Raw genomic sequence first — 15,213 nt, 5'->3', positions numbered from 1 at the left:
TTGTCACCATCCCATAAACTTGGAATGGAGCAAGCGGTGACATACTTACCATTCCATAAATAATTAATTGTCTCAACGATAGAGACCTGTGCAGATGTTGTTCATTCATACAACTATCAACCTCCAACTTTATAAATTTTTTATACACTCAAATGCAGAATCTATAATAAACATCGTTCAATATGTTTCTATCTACAACTGCTGTCGTGCTTAGTTATATTAGCATGATTCGACAACGTTCGTCAACTATAGTCAATAAAATATTTTTAATTTTATTTTGGTCAATGAATTTTTATACATTTTTTACCACAAGGTAGTAGATTGTATTTTTACTCGTATAATATAGGTTATAAAAACTATGAAAGGTTACCGAAAAATTGTCCAAAACAAAAAAGTTACCGTTTTAACGGTAACTCCTTCAAAAAAAAGTATGAGATATAGAAATCTCATTCTTCTTTCTTCAATAAATGTTTGTAAAAAGCAGTACGGATAGGATTTTTTAGAATATCTTTAACCTCATTTCTAATTGATTCATTTAAATCCGTATTTCCTAACATCAACATGACATACTTATCTTGACCACTTTGGCTTGTTCCGATAAAATCACCTGTTCCCCTCAATTCTAAATCTTTTTCGGCAATGAGAAATCCATCAGTTGTTTCACACATCGTTTCTAATTTCCTTCTTCCCATCTCTGTAGCTTTATCAGATAATAATAAGCAATAGGATTGATAACTACCACGTCCAACTCTTCCTCTTAATTGGTGTAATTGAGCTAACCCAAAACGCTCTGCATTCTTAATAAGAATCACAGTTGCATTCGGCACATTCACACCAACTTCAATAATCGTAGTAGATATAAAAATGTCATATTCTTTATTTGCGAATTTATCTAACTCAGCATCTATATCTTGTTGCTTCATTTTACCTGTAGCCATTCCTACTCGTATTCCTTTTGGTTCAAAATACGTTTTTGCTTTTGCAAATGCTTCTTCTACACTTTCCACATCTTTTAGCCTGTCACTATTACTTTCTTCTACTAAAGGACAAACGACATATGCCTGTCTTCCGCTCTTCACTTCCTCATAAATCCTTCGATAAGAATCTTCTTCTACGGTTATCAACGTGGTCTCTACTGGCTTCCTTCCTTTCGGTAATGATTTAATATTCATCACATCTATCGAGTCACCATGTATCGTCAGAGCTAAACTACGAGGAATAGGGGTCGCAGACATTGATATGGTATGAACACCTTTACTTGCTTTTAATTGAAGTAACTCCCTTTGTTTGACACCAAAACGATGTTCTTCATCTACAATTGTAAGTGCTAACGATTGAAACTCTACATCTTTGCTTAATACCGCATGAGTTCCTACGACTATATCTACTTCTCCTTCGTTTATGGCTTTAACAACATTCTTTCGTTCTCTTACCTTCATGTCTCCCGAAAGATATGCTACCTTAATACCAAAAGAGGAAAATCGTTCCGTTATCTCTTCATAGTGTTGTTTTGCCAACACACTTGTGGGACACATTAAGGCTCCTTGATAGCCATTTTCTACTGCCATTAATAAAGAAAAGATAGCAACCATTGTTTTTCCACACCCTACATCCCCTTGGATTAAGGCATTCACTCTTTCTTTATTTTTCATTTTCTTTGAAATCATTCTTAAAGCATTTCTTTGTCCCTCTGTTAATTCAAAAGGCAATTCTCCCATTAGTTGTTTAGATAATTCGAATTTATCTATTTCAAATGGAGATTGCTTCATCTTATTATTTTCATTTTGTAATAAATTGAGGTTAAAAAAGAATAATTCATCAAATAAAAATCGACTTTTCCCTTCATTTATCTCCTCAGTAGTTTTCGGGAAATGAATATATTGAAGTGCTTTACGAAAATAAATCATATCAAATTTTTTAATGATACTATTTTCAAGATATTCATCTGAACGCACAATCGAATACGCACTATTCATACATCTTTTTAAATAATCGTCACTCATTCCTTTTATTTTTGAATAAACAGGTAGAATTCCAGGATTTAATTCTGAAGATGGTCCATGTAAGATAGGATTTGCCATAGAAACAAACTTTCTATATCCATACGTCACTGAGACTCTTCCACAAAATATATAAGACTCATTAATAGTAAACTTCTGAGCAATATAGGATTGATGAAAGAATGTAACATAAATAATAGATGCTTTACTATCTTTCACTTTTAAAATAACTGCATTGGGCTTCGTCTTTATTTCTTTCACAATACCTTTTATAGATTGATATTCATCAGGAATAGCATCTTGTATTAAGGTTATCTCCCTAAAGTCATAATATTTACGTGGAAAAAATCGAATCAAATCCTCTACTGATTCTATTCCCTTCTTTACAAACTGATTTTCTTTTGCTTTTGGTATATTTAATAATTGTAGTTCGATAGCAACCGCCTCCCTTTTATTTTTCTATTATTATGTTATTAACATAACCACAAAAATAAAAAAGGTATGGTGCATAGGTGGTTCTACCATTTTTATTTATACTTCACTTCCATTTTACGTACTATATTCTATACAAAATGAAGGTGGTGGTAGAAATGAAAGACTGGTTTTTAAAACTATTCAATAAAAATCCCAAAGATACGTCTACATATTTAAAATATGAAGATGGTGAAGTCATTCCATTAAAGACGACAAATAAAAGTAAATTAAAAGACGATTTAATAGAAGAAGAAAAACAAAGCCAAACCGTTTTTAGAGAAGATGAGCTCCCTAAGACCCCCTCTTTTGGAGGAAATAGACCAACGCAATCACAAGAAAGGAAAAAGAAATTTTCAAAGGTCATTATGTTGATATTTATCATTGTAATATTCGCTTCTTTTTGCCAGTTATTTTATTATTTCCTATCTAAGAACACGACAGTCATCAATAGCAATCATAAAATCGACAGCATAACAAAGAGTGTAAAAAATCAAAAAGAAGCAGAACCGACTAAAAAAACGGAAACTTCTGTAGAGGATAAATCTGTTTCTAAAACTGACCATTCTGAAAAAGAAAATGCAAAAACAATTGACGAGAAACCTATTTTTTCTTTTGGCCAAAAGGACTTAAAAGTTAAAAGCATGACAGATGAAAGAAAATCACTTCTCTCACTCTCTTCAGATACACACAATTTTATTTTAGATTCTTTATTAAACTTAAAATCTGAAGTTATCTTTTATGAAAAAGGGAAATCGAATAAATATATCTTTACGAACGAAACGGACCGATTGGCACAACGTATAAACAATGCTAAATCATCACTACAAGCAAAAGAAAAAGAACTATCTAATGAAGACATGTCTTCAATCTTTACAAATCTAAATGATAGATTAATTGCTTTAGATATATTAGTTCAGACACTTAGAGCCATTGATAGAGAACAAATTATTGATACGACAAATGACTTCATTGAGAAAGAAAATAATACTTCCACTATTTATCAAGATGAATTCAAGAAGGTATTGGATTCTTATGGTGTTACGTACAAAACAGATGAAGGAAAAATCACATATGCACTCTAAACATGTAGAAAGGAGTTTATTATAACTCCTTTCTATTTTATTTGTTATATAGGTTTATGTTTCGGAGGGGTTTTGTTTTTTGTTGCGTATACAAAATATCATGCGCATAATATGTTTTCAAATAAAATACTATTTTCTATTAATACATGAAATATAAAATTTTATACACCTTTTATTGACGTTCTTTGATTTTTCATAGTAAAATCAAGTAAGACGTTAGAAACATTAAGGAGGATTCCTTTCATGACTAAAAACTGCGATAGAATGATTATTGTAGACCCAGGTAAAAATGCAGTAAAAGTATTTTCTGTAAAAGAAGATGGTACTTTAGATAAAGTATTCAGCTTCCCTTCAAAGACAGAGGCTAAACGAAACTTCCGTGGAATTGATGGCTCAAGTGCTCTTCAATTCAAGGTAGAAATTAATGGTCAAAAATACATCGTTGGTGAAGGTGTAAAACGTACATACAACTTTGAAATCACAAAGAACAATGACCATCATAAATTATGTGTTCTTACTGCAATTGCTAATATTGTAGAAAAAGATAATGAAAAAATTGATTTAGTAGTTGGTTACCCTTCAAGTGATTTTGAAAACGAAAAACAACGTAAAGAATTTGAAGAATTACTTTTAGGTGATAAAAAAGGTGAAATTTCTCTTCACTTAAATGATGAAAAGAAAACATTCACAATCAGTTCAATCACTGTAAAACCAGAAGGAATGGCTTTATTCCCTCGTATGCAATCAAAAGAACAAAAAAACTTCCATATCATTGATATCGGTGGACAAAATGTAAACTATCGAGAATACGATGCAAAAGGGAATACTATTAACTCTTGTAGTTTAGACAAAGCAGGTATTAACCACTTAGAGCAATACATTAAAACCGAATTACGTAAAGTTGTACAAGCCGATGAAATTAACGTATCTGAACTTGATGTTTTACAATCCATTTCAGATGGTAGAATTGTAGAGGTTAACAATATTGATGGCTATAAAGATAGTGCTGAATTTATCGAAGATGTTGTATGCAACTTTATCGAAATTCGTATTATTGATGAATTATCTGGTCGTGGAGTTAGTATTGAACAAAAAGGACACTACATCATTTTCACAGGTGGAGGTTCATTACGCTTAGAAAACTATTTAAAAGCTCTATTACCACACAACACTTCCAATATGGACTTTTCTAAAACTGCAAAATGGGATAATTGCATTAGCTATTCAATGAGACATATCCCTGAAGTGCAAAAAGATAAGAAAAAGTTAGTTGCTATGTTTGCTAAAATCGTTTCTCAAGTAAAAGAAAAAGATTTTGAAAAAAGTCGAAATCCTTTCCTTAAAGAAGACGACAAAGTAGCACTTTAAGAAACAGGATATTATCCTGTTTCTTTCCATAAAGGAGAATGCATATGGATAAGAGTAAATATAAGAAACATATAAATGTCTCCCTTCAAAATAAAAAGTATTATGATTCAATTAACCCTATATTATTAAAATGGGCATCTAATAGTGAAAACATGTCAGAAAAGGTTAGTGAGTCTATCCTAATGGCAGTCCGATTAGAATCTTCAATAGGGATAAATAAATTAATGAACACGTTTGAAATGATTGAAAAAACACTTCAAATTTATTTCCCTGAAAAAAATAATACTTATAACGAAGCGGTAGAAAAAGCATTTGAAAAAATCGTTAATGTAAATGGTGCTATGCTATCTGATTTCATAACAAACCCTGTTCAGTTCTCAGAAGCTCAATTACAATCTTCTCAGAAACAAGAACCAGTTACGTCTTCCCCTACAGCATCTATAACAGAACAAAAGCCTGTTAATAATCCTGTTGTTAAAACAGAAGAAATAACAGAAAGTGAAGAAAAACAAGAAGTTACAAATCACAAAAAAGAAGAATCTGTTATGGATGAAGGCGAAACAACTCAAACAAATGAAGAAACACCTAAAAATGTAAAAGCAGAAGAAAACCAAAAAGACGATATTAAAATCCCTACTCCTAAAGAGTCTAAAGAAGACGAAAAACTTAAAAAAGAAAATCTTCCTGAAGAGCCTAAAGAGGACGAGAACTCTGAAAAAGAAAAACTCCCTGAAGAACATAAGGACGATAATCAAGACGAAAATGAGGAAGTAGAAATAACAGATGCAGATGTGAGTCTATTATTCGGAAATTAATTTCAATAAAAAGAAGCTACTTATTAAAGTAGCTTCTTTTTTTGTGCATTTTATTATAAATCTTTCATTTTCGAATAAAATAAGTAGATTATAAAAAAACAGGTAATTTAACAATTTTATTTCTAAGGAGAGATTATGATGAATCAAACAGTTTCAGGAGATACTCAACAGGTCGGAGAAAATACACAACAAACAAATCAGGTTTACAGTACAGTTTACTACCAAGGAGAAGATGTAGAAAATGCCCTGCTAAATGCAACGGAAACAGATTTACAAATTTTCAAAGGGTTAAAAGAGTTCACACCTAAAGGTATGGTGTATACAGTGAAAGAACGCTATACACAAAAGAAACCTAAACACGGGGAGATTTGGACTGTCGATTTAGGAGTTAACGTTGGTTCTGAAATGAACAAGATTAGACCATGCGTTATCGTTTCACCTGATAGTTATAACGAATCTCAAAAAATAGTAGTTGTTGTACCTATCACTCATGCTGATAAAAGTTTAGATTGTCACATGAAAGTAAACTCTGAGTTACTTATAGATAAAGATTGTTCTATTAATGGGATTATAAAAACAGAACAAATTCGAACTGTTTCTCACGGACGTTTACATAAGTACAAAGGAACATTATCAAAGCCAGGATTAAGTGAATTAAAACTTAAAATGAAAAATTTTTATTGTTAATCAATTCACTCGTATAAAATGATTTTTAAATTAAGTGGAGGTAACGGAAATGACTTATTCAGAATGGTTAAATAATAACAATATGGTATCTGATATGGTATTAAAGGAAAGATTATTGCAAGACTGCTTTTCTCTTTCTTCTGTCAAAAGAAGAATACAAGAAAATCACGATATGTATGAAGAATATTGTCAGAAAAACAATTTAACACCAATTTATAACTGAATAATTCTTTTATGAAGGGATTGGAGAAAATGGCGAATACATGTAATTGTGGCGAAATATATAATTGTTGCGATTGTGGTGGCAATGATTGCGGTTGTGCTTATTGTTGGTCTTGCAACGCTTGTGAAGATTGTTTGAATGAAGATTGATAAATAGTATATTTTGTTTAATAAAAAGATGTTTACTTATTCTTGGAGGTAATGAAAAATGAATAATAAAAAGTTGATGGCCAAGTTAAATGACTTATATACTCAATTCTTAGCAACCAGAGAGCAGAGCCGAAGAGTAATAATGCAAAGCGGAATTATTAGAAGGGCTTTTGGTGTGAAAGAATATAAGATTGGAAAACCCGTTAAAGATTATGAGCGAGAGCTTGTCTTATCTGATGATGATATTAGACATGAATTTAACGAGCGTATATCTTTTTGGAATTGGGCTAAAAAAGAAAATGATATGGACAGAGCAAAGGAATTCGAAAATATAGTTCATTATTTCATTGATGCTGTAAGATTTTTCAATGAAAGTTTAGCAGATGAATTCCAGAAATCTGTTACTTGTGAATAAAAGGTTCCCTTTTTTACTAATTGGAGGTTTTAAAAATGGATTTTAATTATATTCTGAATTACGTTGAACAAAAGGAAAGTTTTGAAGACATTTTAAATTACGTTCAAGCAAACGAAAGTGATTTAACGGTTTTAAATGTTGGTAGTTGTTATTTTACAGCAGAAAACAAAGAAGGTTATAGAGCTGATTTTGAAATAGGGAAATTTGAAATGGCTTTTATAACTTATGAAACTGGTAATGCCTACTCTCTCAGAGACCGATTTATCACTACTGGGAAAAACGCTACAATTCATAAAATTGTGGAATCGTTGTATAAAGCATTAGAAGAAAGTAAACGTAGAACTGATAAAAATAAGAGAATCAGAGCATATAGAAAAGCTCAGAAATGCAAATGTGAATATTTATAAAAATGATATTTTTATAGTGAAAATAAAATGAACAGGTGGAATAGAAATGAAAAAGATATTAAAAGATTTAGCGAATACTTTAGCAGAGGCTAATGAGGAATTAACACAACTCGAAAAGTTAGATGGTAATTTTCATATGGACAAGAATCGTAGAATTTATAAAAAGATAGGTGAAATCAGAGGTCTTGAAAAAGCCATTGAGATAGTTAAAGGTGAGCAACTGTAAATAGTTGCTTTATCTTTTTTAAATTAAGTATATCCAAAATATATATTAGATTAATAAAAAAATTATTTGGGAGGAAAAGAAATGTTAACATATGAAATTAATAATATTAATGTATATAAAAAAGGCGACCTAAAAGGTTATATGGATGGGTTCATCACTTTTAAAGATGGAAATCATGAGAGCACACATGAATTTCTATATAGATTTGATGATATCGAAAACGGAAAAAACTTCACATTAGTTTCTATTGATTATAGTTATAGAGTTCCTGGAATAGATAATATATACGAGAATATAGAAAATGATTTAAAACGAATTGTAGCAACAGAACAATTAAAAACTATATACCCATTACATTTAATTGAAACTGTTAGACAAAGTTTAGGATTACAAAAGGATGATACGTCAATGGACAATACCATTTTATATATGCATAAGTCCGAAGTATTTGCGTGTGTCGTTCAATGGAACGGTTTATTAGGTGGATATGATGTAACAATTAAGGATTGGATAAAAGATATTTATGGATTTGATTTAGACGAAATCGCTAAATGATAAAAAATAATTAATTTTAACCAACGGAGGTTATAACATGGAAATTAAAGTTAAATTTGTAGGCGAGGATTCTTGGGGAAGAAAGTTATATCAAAACATAAAAAACAAAAATGTTTATGCAGTTGTAGATAATTGGTATTATACAACAAGCAAAGATGGTGAACCCGATTGCCCATTAAAAAAAGAGATTTGTATTGTTATAGTTGAATAGATAAGCTATTTTTAATGAGAGGTTTATATACCTCTCATTTTTTATTTGTATTGATTCAATCAATAAAAAAGATAGCTAAATATTAAACTATCTTTTTCGAAACAATCTTATTCAATTCTTGTACAGAGCTTTCAAAGTTATTATTTACAACTACATAATCTGCATGTATGTGATTCATTCTCTCTTTATTTTTAATACAATATAGAATTCTATCTTTTATCTTGCTAAAAGAATCCCCTCTTTTAAACATCCTCCATGCCATACGAATCAAGGAAAGAGAAATAAATATAATCGTTACAATTTCACCATATGCCTTTTTAACCTGCATAGCCCCATTAATATCAGTAATAACATAGATTCTATCGTGCATCGTTAATTTACTATCTATCTCTTCCCTACTGACACAATATGAATTCCCTGCATATACAACACTTTCTATTTTATCCAATTCATCAAACTTTTTATTTGAAACGAAATAATAGTCTTTCCCATCTACTTCCCCTGCCCTTGGCTTTCTTGTGGTATGAGAAATTACTTCAGGGATTCCCATTCTTTTTTCTAACGTTTTTCCTAATGTTGTTTTTCCACTTCCTGATGGTCCCACCAAAATAAATATTTCTTTTTCCATCAAATCAATCCCCTGTCGTCTTTCACTTCTTCTTTGGGTTCCAAGGTGTTAAAGTTGCCAATGAAACTTCAATTTCTTCTTCCCTAATCTTCTCTGATGAACGGCTCACAATTCCAATTTTAACATTCGCCATTAACTTCTTTTTATCAATCGAAACAATTCGAGAATTCGCAAAAGAACCCTCTATATATTCACACATTACTAAATCTCCGACTTTAAAATTAATTTCTTTTCCATTCACTTTTGTTCCTCCCAAAATTACACAATTATTATTATTAGTATAATACCTTTTGTTAACTATAGTCAACAAAAAAAGGAAGGTTTATAAACCTTCCTTTTCAAGATAACTAATGAATCCTTTTAGTAATCCACTATCAAATTGTTTATCTGATTCCACAACCATTAGCTTCAACACTGCTTCTTTTGTAAATGCTTCTTTATAAGAACGTTTGTGAGATAATGCATCATATACATCAATTATACTCATGATTTTAGCGAGTGGATGAATTTGTTTTCTCGTTAGTGAGAAAGGATATCCTGTTCCATCCAATCTTTCGTGGTGTTGTTGAATAATATCCTTAACATCATCATTAACCATTACATTCGGAATGTTAATTGTATGTTTTTTAATAATAGCAAACTCTTCTTCAGACAATCGTCCTTTTTTATATAAGACTTCTTTTGGTAATAAAAACTTCCCTATATCATGCAACAAAGCACCTACAATTAAATTATTCAAATCCTTTTTAGATAATCCTAAATACATACCAAATTTACTTGCCAATACCGCACAACGAATAGAATGTTGCACTGTTTCGTCTTTAATCAGTAATTCCATTTTTTTATTAATATGTAGTAATTTTATAATTTCTTTTTTATATACAGTAAGCAAATAAGTCACTCCTCTTTTATATTTTCGCTTCTGTATTATATAGCGTTTTATTTAGTATATAACCAGATATCCATATAATTCATATTCCGAATTATCATATACTAATTAAGTAAAGTCAATAAAAAAAACAAAATATCATTTACTGATAGACAAATGATATTATACATTTTATTGACTATAGTAAATAAACTATGTTATTTTAAGGTGACAGAATATTTGAAGGAGGCTTTTATGGAACAAATAAAATCACATCCAGTTAAAGATATTTATCGTATATCAGATGGGTTGTTAGTTGAAATCCATAAATACGAACGCATCGGAAATGTATGGATGCAAGAAACAAAGCAAACTAAAGGTGTTCAAGGTTGTAGAGGATTGCGAGTATTAACGGAAGATTACGGAGATAACATTCCTCAAGGAACTTTCATTCTTAATTCTGTCCCTATTCGAGTTGTTACAGATGTTAACTTGTTTAAAGCTGAAATAAAAACAAATGGTAGCGGGTTATACGGTAGTATTCCAGAGTTAGAACGAACATTAAAAACGATTCAAAATATTTTAGACTCCTATAAAGAGTAATTAGAGTTCGAATGAATATCAATCTCAGAATCTATAATAAGTGTATTTATAAAAACAGGTATAGAAAACTATAACATGAAAACGGAGATGTTTGAGCTATGATTATTGTTGTTACAGGTCATCGACCAAAGAAATTAAATAATATCTATGATATTTATCATCCAATGTATGTTTCTATTGGAAGAGAAATGAGAGATTTTATTTTGGAACAAATCACATTGTTAGAAGATGGCGAAAAGCTAAGGTTAGTAACTGGTATGGCGTTAGGAATTGATACAGTGTTCGCTTTAATTGCATTGAAACTAAAGAAAATGTTTCCTGAAAAAATTATTCTGCATTGTGCCGTTCCTTGTGCAAGCCAAGAAGACCCTTGGCGTAAAGCTGACAAAGATAGATATCATCGAATTTTGCATGAGGCAGATGAGGTTGTTTTTGTCTCAAGAGAAAAGTATGTAGACGAACAAACTATGTACGATAGAGATGAATATATGGTAGATATGTTAGCTGTTGAACGAGGCTATTTACTTGCAGTTTGGAATGGAATCCCAAATGGAGGTACTTACCATACAATCGAATACGCCCAAGGAAAAAGTGAATCAATCCAAACAATTGACCCAAATCGACACATGCAATGAGACCAATATTAATTGGCCTCATTTTTCTATGTGTTAGATTATATAAGGAAAGGATGGATTCAGATGACTTATGAAGTGATTCATTACTGCCATGTACTACCTACTTTTCACACTGTAGAATCTGGACTTACTTTGAAAGATGCTCAAGATAAAGTAAAAGAATTAGCAACAAAAAACAAGTACAGTAAACACGCAATGGATTGTTGCAAATTCTATGTTCAACCAGAAACAAAATAATACAATGCATAAAGGATTGAAATAAAATGACTAAAGAAAAAATCAATGTATATTTAGACGATAAAAGAGACTGTCCCAAAGAATTTACAATTGCAAGAAATATGGAGAAAGCAATTGAACTCCTTACAAACTATGATGTTCAAATTCTTTCACTTGACCACGACTTAGGAGAAGATGAGAATGGGAAACTACTCCCTACTGGTTATGATTTCGTAAAATATTTCTGCTTACACAATTTATTTGCTGAGAAAATTTATATTCACACTGACAATCCACCAGGTCGTCAAGCTATGTATGAGACGCTGAAAGGTGCTCAAAGACGAGGATTTATTGATGAAGATATTAAAATACACCATTACTCAATCACAGTGAATAGATACTCTGGCGAATAAAACGTGCTCGCAATAGGACTTATTAATAGTGTACTTCATTTTTCACTAAGATACATTAGATATTTTATTGAGAGAGGATGAACATCACTATGGCCAAGCAAAAAATAATAAAAGGAACTGTTGGAGAAAAGACAGTTGAATATAAAGAAATGTCTATGAAGGAAGCTTTTGTAGTATTTATCACTACATTAGTAGGTTTTTCTTTCCCTACAGCTTTGATTGCTTTTGTACTTGTTAAAACTACCGAGTTAAACATCTTTTCAGCCGTTGTTATCGGATTACTAATGATGATTTTATTAGTTATTTCATTCGGATGGCATAAACCTGCTTATAAAAATGAAAAGAAATCAGATAAAGATGATGATGATGACGATGATTAAGAGGTGTATCTATAATGGTACATCTTTTTTTATGTTCACAAATGTTAAATCATGATAGTCCCTACTATTTTACATTTTGGTTACATTACCTATATAAATTATATTTATTTGATATAATAATATCTGAAATTAACGAATATAGGAGGTTTTATTTTGGCTAATAAAAATAGAACTAAGCAGAAACAAAATAATAAATCACAAAATACTCATCCAGTACAAGAAACACCTGATTCTGCCTCTACAAAAATCAACAACAATGAAACAAAAAGTAATAATGAATTCTTTAAGATTATAAGTCAAGCAACCCTTATTGTGTTGTTGTTAACAGCACTAACTTATTCGTTTACAGCCCTGTTTAAATCAGGATATCATCATTATTATCAATTAAATGATTACTCCTTATTAACAATTGATACAAGTGATTTTGTTCATTTCTTTTTAGTATCATTTCGTTATCTATTCCCCCTGACAGTAGCTTATGTTGTTGTTAGATACATATTCTTAGCACCTGAATTTTTCCTCAGAAAAGGTGGAGTGAAAAGTATAACAATTGCTTTTGTTATCATTCTTTTCTTTGTCCCCATCTTTATATCTTGGATTTTTAACATAGACAAATTCGATGGGAAATATATATTGGCATGGGCATTTGTTACAAATTGTATAGTTTTTTATCAGTTTTTCCCACCTAACGTCCAATCTAAATTGCAATTCCTTTTAACACCATTGAAACCTTACCGTGTCTTTTTCATTCTTAGTGCTTTTATATTTTTAGGAATTGGCTCATATAGGTTAGGCGGTGATACAGCAAAAAAACAAGAAGAATATTCAATTGTTACTCAGGGTGAAGAAGACCTTATTGTAATTAGTACCAAAGGCAACAGTTTAATTACAGCTCCTTTTAATAAGGATACAAATACAATAAAATCAACCTTTACTGTTATTCCTATGAAAAATCAAGTAAGCTTAAAGACAATGACACTAATCAAACCTTTAGAAGTTACCTCAGAAGATAAATAATACTTACATATAAAAAACACCTTCAGGCAAATAAGGTGTTTTTTATGTATTTCGCACTCTTCTATTACTTATTAAACTAATATTTTTTCTAATGCGTTACACCTAAAATATATAATAGAATGATATAATCATATTAACAAATCATCTTAAAATGTTTAGGAGGAACACTGTTGATTGAAACATTATTAATAAAATTTTACAAACAAAAGTTGAGTAATTATGCTTTAGCATACAAACATGTTCTCATTAACATCATTATTGTAGGTATAATAATTTTTCTTTCTGTATTAATTCCCGCCCCCTATATTATTTATAATAATCAAGACTTTCTATTATTATCTACATTTTTCTTTATTTCCTTAATAATATCTATTATGTCACTAATTTTATTGATTAATCTTCCTGCAATAAATTTTACCAGGAGATTTTATAAAATAAAACTACATAGTACAGAGTGGGAACTTTTTCGTTTATTTTTGTTAAAAGAATATTTAGTTGAAAATAAATTCATAGATACTGAGAATAAAAATACAAAAGAAAACAAAGAAAAAATTGAAATGCTTATTTCTTTATTTCAACAAAAACTTGATAATCGACAAAAGAATAAGCCTTTTGCCATTTTAGGTTCATACTTCAACACTTCTATTGTATTCTTAATTCCCATCTGGGCCGCATTTAATAACCAAGTATACTTTAAAGAAGTTACTCTAAATGAAGCACTCCATAACATAGGAACCATTTTGGCGGTTTTACTGTTTTTATTTGTTCTGTTCTGTATGATTAAAATCTTTAAAATACAATACAATTTTCTTTACCTTGACTACAAATTGCAAGAAATTATATACATGCTTTCACAATTACAAATCATACATAATAATGATAAATTTTCACAAAAACATATCTCTCAAGACCAAAAAGACAAAATTAAAACCATGATAAAAGATTATAATAAAACAAGGAATAATCAAAAAGAAAAAAATACCACTTCATTTTTAAAAAGATATTCTTATTTCAAATGGAAGTGATAAAAAATAAAAGCACCTATTATTAGGTGCTTTTTTAATACAACTTCTTCCCCTTTTAGACTGAAATCGTCTTATATGTATTCCCGTCAATAACTAATCCATTCAGTTGACCATCAAAGACTGCTCCACCATCAATTCCAATCTTTGTCTTACATGGAGATATCCAAACATCATTGGACTTATCTTCATTTAATACTCTTGTAATAGTATGACCAAATACAATTGTTTTTCCTGTTTCATTTATACCATAATGAAATGGTTTTCGAATCCAACTAAAATCCTTTTCGGATGTGTTTTTCCAATCGGATAACGCAAGATTCACTCCTGCATGTACAAATATAAAATATTCTGTTTCATAAAAATAAGGCATGTCTCTTATAAACTGAATGACCTCTGGATATTTCTCTTTCATTAAGTTTGCAAGATATTCAGGCATATGTCTAATAGATGCCTTTTCTCCTAAAAACGAATCTATTGTAGCATTTCCACCTTGATTCAAGTAAAACTCCCCCTCGTTTACAGGGTCATCTATAAAATTCAAAAACAATTCTTCATGGTTACCTTTTAAAAAAATAGCATCACATTGTTTCTTCAAGTACATAGCTAAAATCAATGTTGATTTTGATTTTTTTCCTCTATCGAGCAAATCACCTAATTGTATCAGTCTATGTGTACCTCTATCCCATTTTTTTAACAGGGTTGTAAATTCTAATAAACATCCATGAATATCCCCGACCACAAAAAATCTATCTAATACTTGTTTAGATTGGGTTATCTTCATAACTTCTGAATGGTTCATTTGTGTATCTCCTATCA

At 30.3% G+C, this 15,213-nt stretch carries 22 protein-coding genes; 17 read left to right on the top strand and 5 right to left on the bottom strand.

Features of this window, described 5'->3' with window-relative positions; all coding sequences use genetic code 11:
* Positions 1-446: 446 nt before the first annotated feature.
* Positions 447-2,414: an ATP-dependent DNA helicase RecG gene (locus tag MHB52_RS34150; RefSeq protein ID WP_080451504.1), complete on the bottom strand. Its 1,968-nt coding sequence runs from the start codon at positions 2,412-2,414 to the stop codon at positions 447-449.
* A gap of 176 nt (positions 2,415-2,590) precedes the next feature.
* Here MHB52_RS34150 and MHB52_RS34145 point away from each other — a divergent pair, with 176 nt between their 5' ends.
* The 10 genes from MHB52_RS34145 to MHB52_RS34100 all read left to right on the top strand — a co-directional run bounded on the left by MHB52_RS34145 (position 2,591) and on the right by MHB52_RS34100 (position 8,612).
* On the top strand, positions 2,591-3,556 hold the full coding sequence (locus tag MHB52_RS34145; protein ID WP_253703201.1) for a hypothetical protein: 966 nt from the start codon (positions 2,591-2,593) through the stop codon (positions 3,554-3,556).
* A gap of 243 nt (positions 3,557-3,799) precedes the next feature.
* Positions 3,800-4,924 (top strand): ParM/StbA family protein, encoded by a 1,125-nt coding sequence (locus tag MHB52_RS34140; protein ID WP_061662689.1) that lies wholly within the window; start codon positions 3,800-3,802, stop codon positions 4,922-4,924.
* 44 nt (positions 4,925-4,968) lie between these two features.
* Complete coding sequence (locus MHB52_RS34135) at positions 4,969-5,739, top strand: hypothetical protein (RefSeq protein WP_253703204.1); 771 nt, start codon at positions 4,969-4,971, stop codon at positions 5,737-5,739.
* Between the two features lie 138 nt (positions 5,740-5,877).
* Positions 5,878-6,426 carry a type II toxin-antitoxin system PemK/MazF family toxin gene (locus MHB52_RS34130; RefSeq protein WP_242299205.1) on the top strand — a complete coding sequence of 183 codons (549 nt, stop codon included), beginning with the start codon at positions 5,878-5,880 and terminating at the stop codon, positions 6,424-6,426.
* A gap of 49 nt (positions 6,427-6,475) precedes the next feature.
* Positions 6,476-6,649, top strand: coding sequence for a hypothetical protein (locus tag MHB52_RS34125; protein ID WP_154698620.1), 174 nt, complete (start codon positions 6,476-6,478; stop codon positions 6,647-6,649).
* Between the two features lie 207 nt (positions 6,650-6,856).
* The gene (locus MHB52_RS34120) at positions 6,857-7,213 is read left to right on the top strand and encodes a hypothetical protein (RefSeq protein ID WP_061662692.1); all 357 of its coding nucleotides are present in this window, start codon (positions 6,857-6,859) and stop codon (positions 7,211-7,213) included.
* Positions 7,214-7,248: 35 nt separating this feature from the next.
* Positions 7,249-7,620: a hypothetical protein gene (locus MHB52_RS34115; RefSeq protein ID WP_061662693.1), complete on the top strand. Its 372-nt coding sequence runs from the start codon at positions 7,249-7,251 to the stop codon at positions 7,618-7,620.
* Between the two features lie 46 nt (positions 7,621-7,666).
* Entirely contained in the window at positions 7,667-7,846 is a 180-nt protein-coding gene (locus MHB52_RS34110; protein ID WP_061662694.1) for a hypothetical protein, read from the top strand.
* 81 nt (positions 7,847-7,927) lie between these two features.
* The gene (locus MHB52_RS34105; protein ID WP_061662695.1) at positions 7,928-8,401 is read left to right on the top strand and encodes a hypothetical protein; all 474 of its coding nucleotides are present in this window, start codon (positions 7,928-7,930) and stop codon (positions 8,399-8,401) included.
* A gap of 37 nt (positions 8,402-8,438) precedes the next feature.
* Positions 8,439-8,612, top strand: a complete 174-nt coding sequence (locus MHB52_RS34100) for a hypothetical protein (protein ID WP_172796985.1) — start codon at positions 8,439-8,441, stop codon at positions 8,610-8,612.
* Positions 8,613-8,694: 82 nt separating this feature from the next.
* On the opposite strand, the gene MHB52_RS34095 is transcribed toward MHB52_RS34100, so the two are convergent.
* From MHB52_RS34095 to MHB52_RS34085, 3 genes are all read right to left on the bottom strand, one after another.
* Positions 8,695-9,240 carry a guanylate kinase gene (locus tag MHB52_RS34095; RefSeq protein ID WP_061662696.1) on the bottom strand — a complete coding sequence of 182 codons (546 nt, stop codon included), beginning with the start codon at positions 9,238-9,240 and terminating at the stop codon, positions 8,695-8,697.
* Between the two features lie 22 nt (positions 9,241-9,262).
* On the bottom strand, positions 9,263-9,481 hold the full coding sequence (locus MHB52_RS34090; RefSeq protein ID WP_061662697.1) for a hypothetical protein: 219 nt from the start codon (positions 9,479-9,481) through the stop codon (positions 9,263-9,265).
* Between the two features lie 81 nt (positions 9,482-9,562).
* Entirely contained in the window at positions 9,563-10,141 is a 579-nt protein-coding gene (locus MHB52_RS34085) for an HD-GYP domain-containing protein (RefSeq protein ID WP_253703206.1), read from the bottom strand.
* Positions 10,142-10,363: 222 nt separating this feature from the next.
* Here MHB52_RS34085 and MHB52_RS34080 point away from each other — a divergent pair, with 222 nt between their 5' ends.
* From MHB52_RS34080 to MHB52_RS34050, 7 genes are all read left to right on the top strand, one after another.
* Positions 10,364-10,711, top strand: coding sequence for a hypothetical protein (locus MHB52_RS34080; RefSeq protein WP_061662699.1), 348 nt, complete (start codon positions 10,364-10,366; stop codon positions 10,709-10,711).
* A 98-nt stretch (positions 10,712-10,809) separates the two neighbouring features.
* Positions 10,810-11,346 carry an SLOG family protein gene (locus MHB52_RS34075; protein ID WP_061662700.1) on the top strand — a complete coding sequence of 179 codons (537 nt, stop codon included), beginning with the start codon at positions 10,810-10,812 and terminating at the stop codon, positions 11,344-11,346.
* 63 nt (positions 11,347-11,409) lie between these two features.
* Positions 11,410-11,583 (top strand): hypothetical protein, encoded by a 174-nt coding sequence (locus tag MHB52_RS34070; protein ID WP_172796986.1) that lies wholly within the window; start codon positions 11,410-11,412, stop codon positions 11,581-11,583.
* Positions 11,584-11,609: 26 nt separating this feature from the next.
* A complete protein-coding gene (locus tag MHB52_RS34065) occupies positions 11,610-11,975 on the top strand; it encodes a cyclic-phosphate processing receiver domain-containing protein (RefSeq protein ID WP_061662701.1) in 366 nt (121 codons plus the stop codon).
* An 89-nt stretch (positions 11,976-12,064) separates the two neighbouring features.
* Complete coding sequence (locus MHB52_RS34060) at positions 12,065-12,355, top strand: hypothetical protein (RefSeq protein WP_253703208.1); 291 nt, start codon at positions 12,065-12,067, stop codon at positions 12,353-12,355.
* A 153-nt stretch (positions 12,356-12,508) separates the two neighbouring features.
* On the top strand, positions 12,509-13,372 hold the full coding sequence (locus MHB52_RS34055; protein ID WP_061662703.1) for a hypothetical protein: 864 nt from the start codon (positions 12,509-12,511) through the stop codon (positions 13,370-13,372).
* Positions 13,373-13,542: 170 nt separating this feature from the next.
* On the top strand, positions 13,543-14,397 hold the full coding sequence (locus tag MHB52_RS34050) for a hypothetical protein (RefSeq protein ID WP_061662704.1): 855 nt from the start codon (positions 13,543-13,545) through the stop codon (positions 14,395-14,397).
* Positions 14,398-14,452: 55 nt separating this feature from the next.
* Here the strand turns inward: MHB52_RS34050 and MHB52_RS34045 are convergent, their stop codons facing one another.
* Positions 14,453-15,196 carry a metallophosphoesterase gene (locus MHB52_RS34045; protein ID WP_061662705.1) on the bottom strand — a complete coding sequence of 248 codons (744 nt, stop codon included), beginning with the start codon at positions 15,194-15,196 and terminating at the stop codon, positions 14,453-14,455.
* Between the last annotated feature and the right edge of the window lie 17 nt (positions 15,197-15,213).

The organism is Bacillus sp. FSL K6-0073 (assembly GCF_038006085.1).
Classification (GTDB): domain Bacteria; phylum Bacillota; class Bacilli; order Bacillales; family Bacillaceae_G; genus Bacillus_A; species Bacillus_A cereus.
The sequence above is the reverse complement of the archived record's forward strand: the minus strand, read 5'-3'. Positions and strand labels throughout refer to the sequence as shown.

Bases quoted from the DNA above. Each gene is read 5' to 3' on its own strand.
- MHB52_RS34145 (WP_253703201.1), top strand. From the start codon at position 2,591: ATGAAAGACTGGTTTTTAAAACTATTCAATAAAAATCCCAAAGATACG.
- MHB52_RS34140 (WP_061662689.1), top strand. From the start codon at position 3,800: ATGACTAAAAACTGCGATAGAATGATTATTGTAGACCCAGGTAAAAAT.
- MHB52_RS34135 (WP_253703204.1), top strand. From the start codon at position 4,969: ATGGATAAGAGTAAATATAAGAAACATATAAATGTCTCCCTTCAAAAT.
- MHB52_RS34130 (WP_242299205.1), top strand. From the start codon at position 5,878: ATGAATCAAACAGTTTCAGGAGATACTCAACAGGTCGGAGAAAATACA.
- MHB52_RS34125 (WP_154698620.1), top strand. From the start codon at position 6,476: ATGACTTATTCAGAATGGTTAAATAATAACAATATGGTATCTGATATG.
- MHB52_RS34120 (WP_061662692.1), top strand. From the start codon at position 6,857: ATGAATAATAAAAAGTTGATGGCCAAGTTAAATGACTTATATACTCAA.
- MHB52_RS34115 (WP_061662693.1), top strand. From the start codon at position 7,249: ATGGATTTTAATTATATTCTGAATTACGTTGAACAAAAGGAAAGTTTT.
- MHB52_RS34110 (WP_061662694.1), top strand. From the start codon at position 7,667: ATGAAAAAGATATTAAAAGATTTAGCGAATACTTTAGCAGAGGCTAAT.
- MHB52_RS34105 (WP_061662695.1), top strand. From the start codon at position 7,928: ATGTTAACATATGAAATTAATAATATTAATGTATATAAAAAAGGCGAC.
- MHB52_RS34100 (WP_172796985.1), top strand. From the start codon at position 8,439: ATGGAAATTAAAGTTAAATTTGTAGGCGAGGATTCTTGGGGAAGAAAG.
- MHB52_RS34095 (WP_061662696.1), bottom strand. From the start codon at position 9,240: ATGGAAAAAGAAATATTTATTTTGGTGGGACCATCAGGAAGTGGAAAA.
- MHB52_RS34080 (WP_061662699.1), top strand. From the start codon at position 10,364: ATGGAACAAATAAAATCACATCCAGTTAAAGATATTTATCGTATATCA.
- MHB52_RS34075 (WP_061662700.1), top strand. From the start codon at position 10,810: ATGATTATTGTTGTTACAGGTCATCGACCAAAGAAATTAAATAATATC.
- MHB52_RS34070 (WP_172796986.1), top strand. From the start codon at position 11,410: ATGACTTATGAAGTGATTCATTACTGCCATGTACTACCTACTTTTCAC.
- MHB52_RS34065 (WP_061662701.1), top strand. From the start codon at position 11,610: ATGACTAAAGAAAAAATCAATGTATATTTAGACGATAAAAGAGACTGT.
- MHB52_RS34060 (WP_253703208.1), top strand. From the start codon at position 12,065: ATGGCCAAGCAAAAAATAATAAAAGGAACTGTTGGAGAAAAGACAGTT.
- MHB52_RS34045 (WP_061662705.1), bottom strand. From the start codon at position 15,196: ATGAACCATTCAGAAGTTATGAAGATAACCCAATCTAAACAAGTATTA.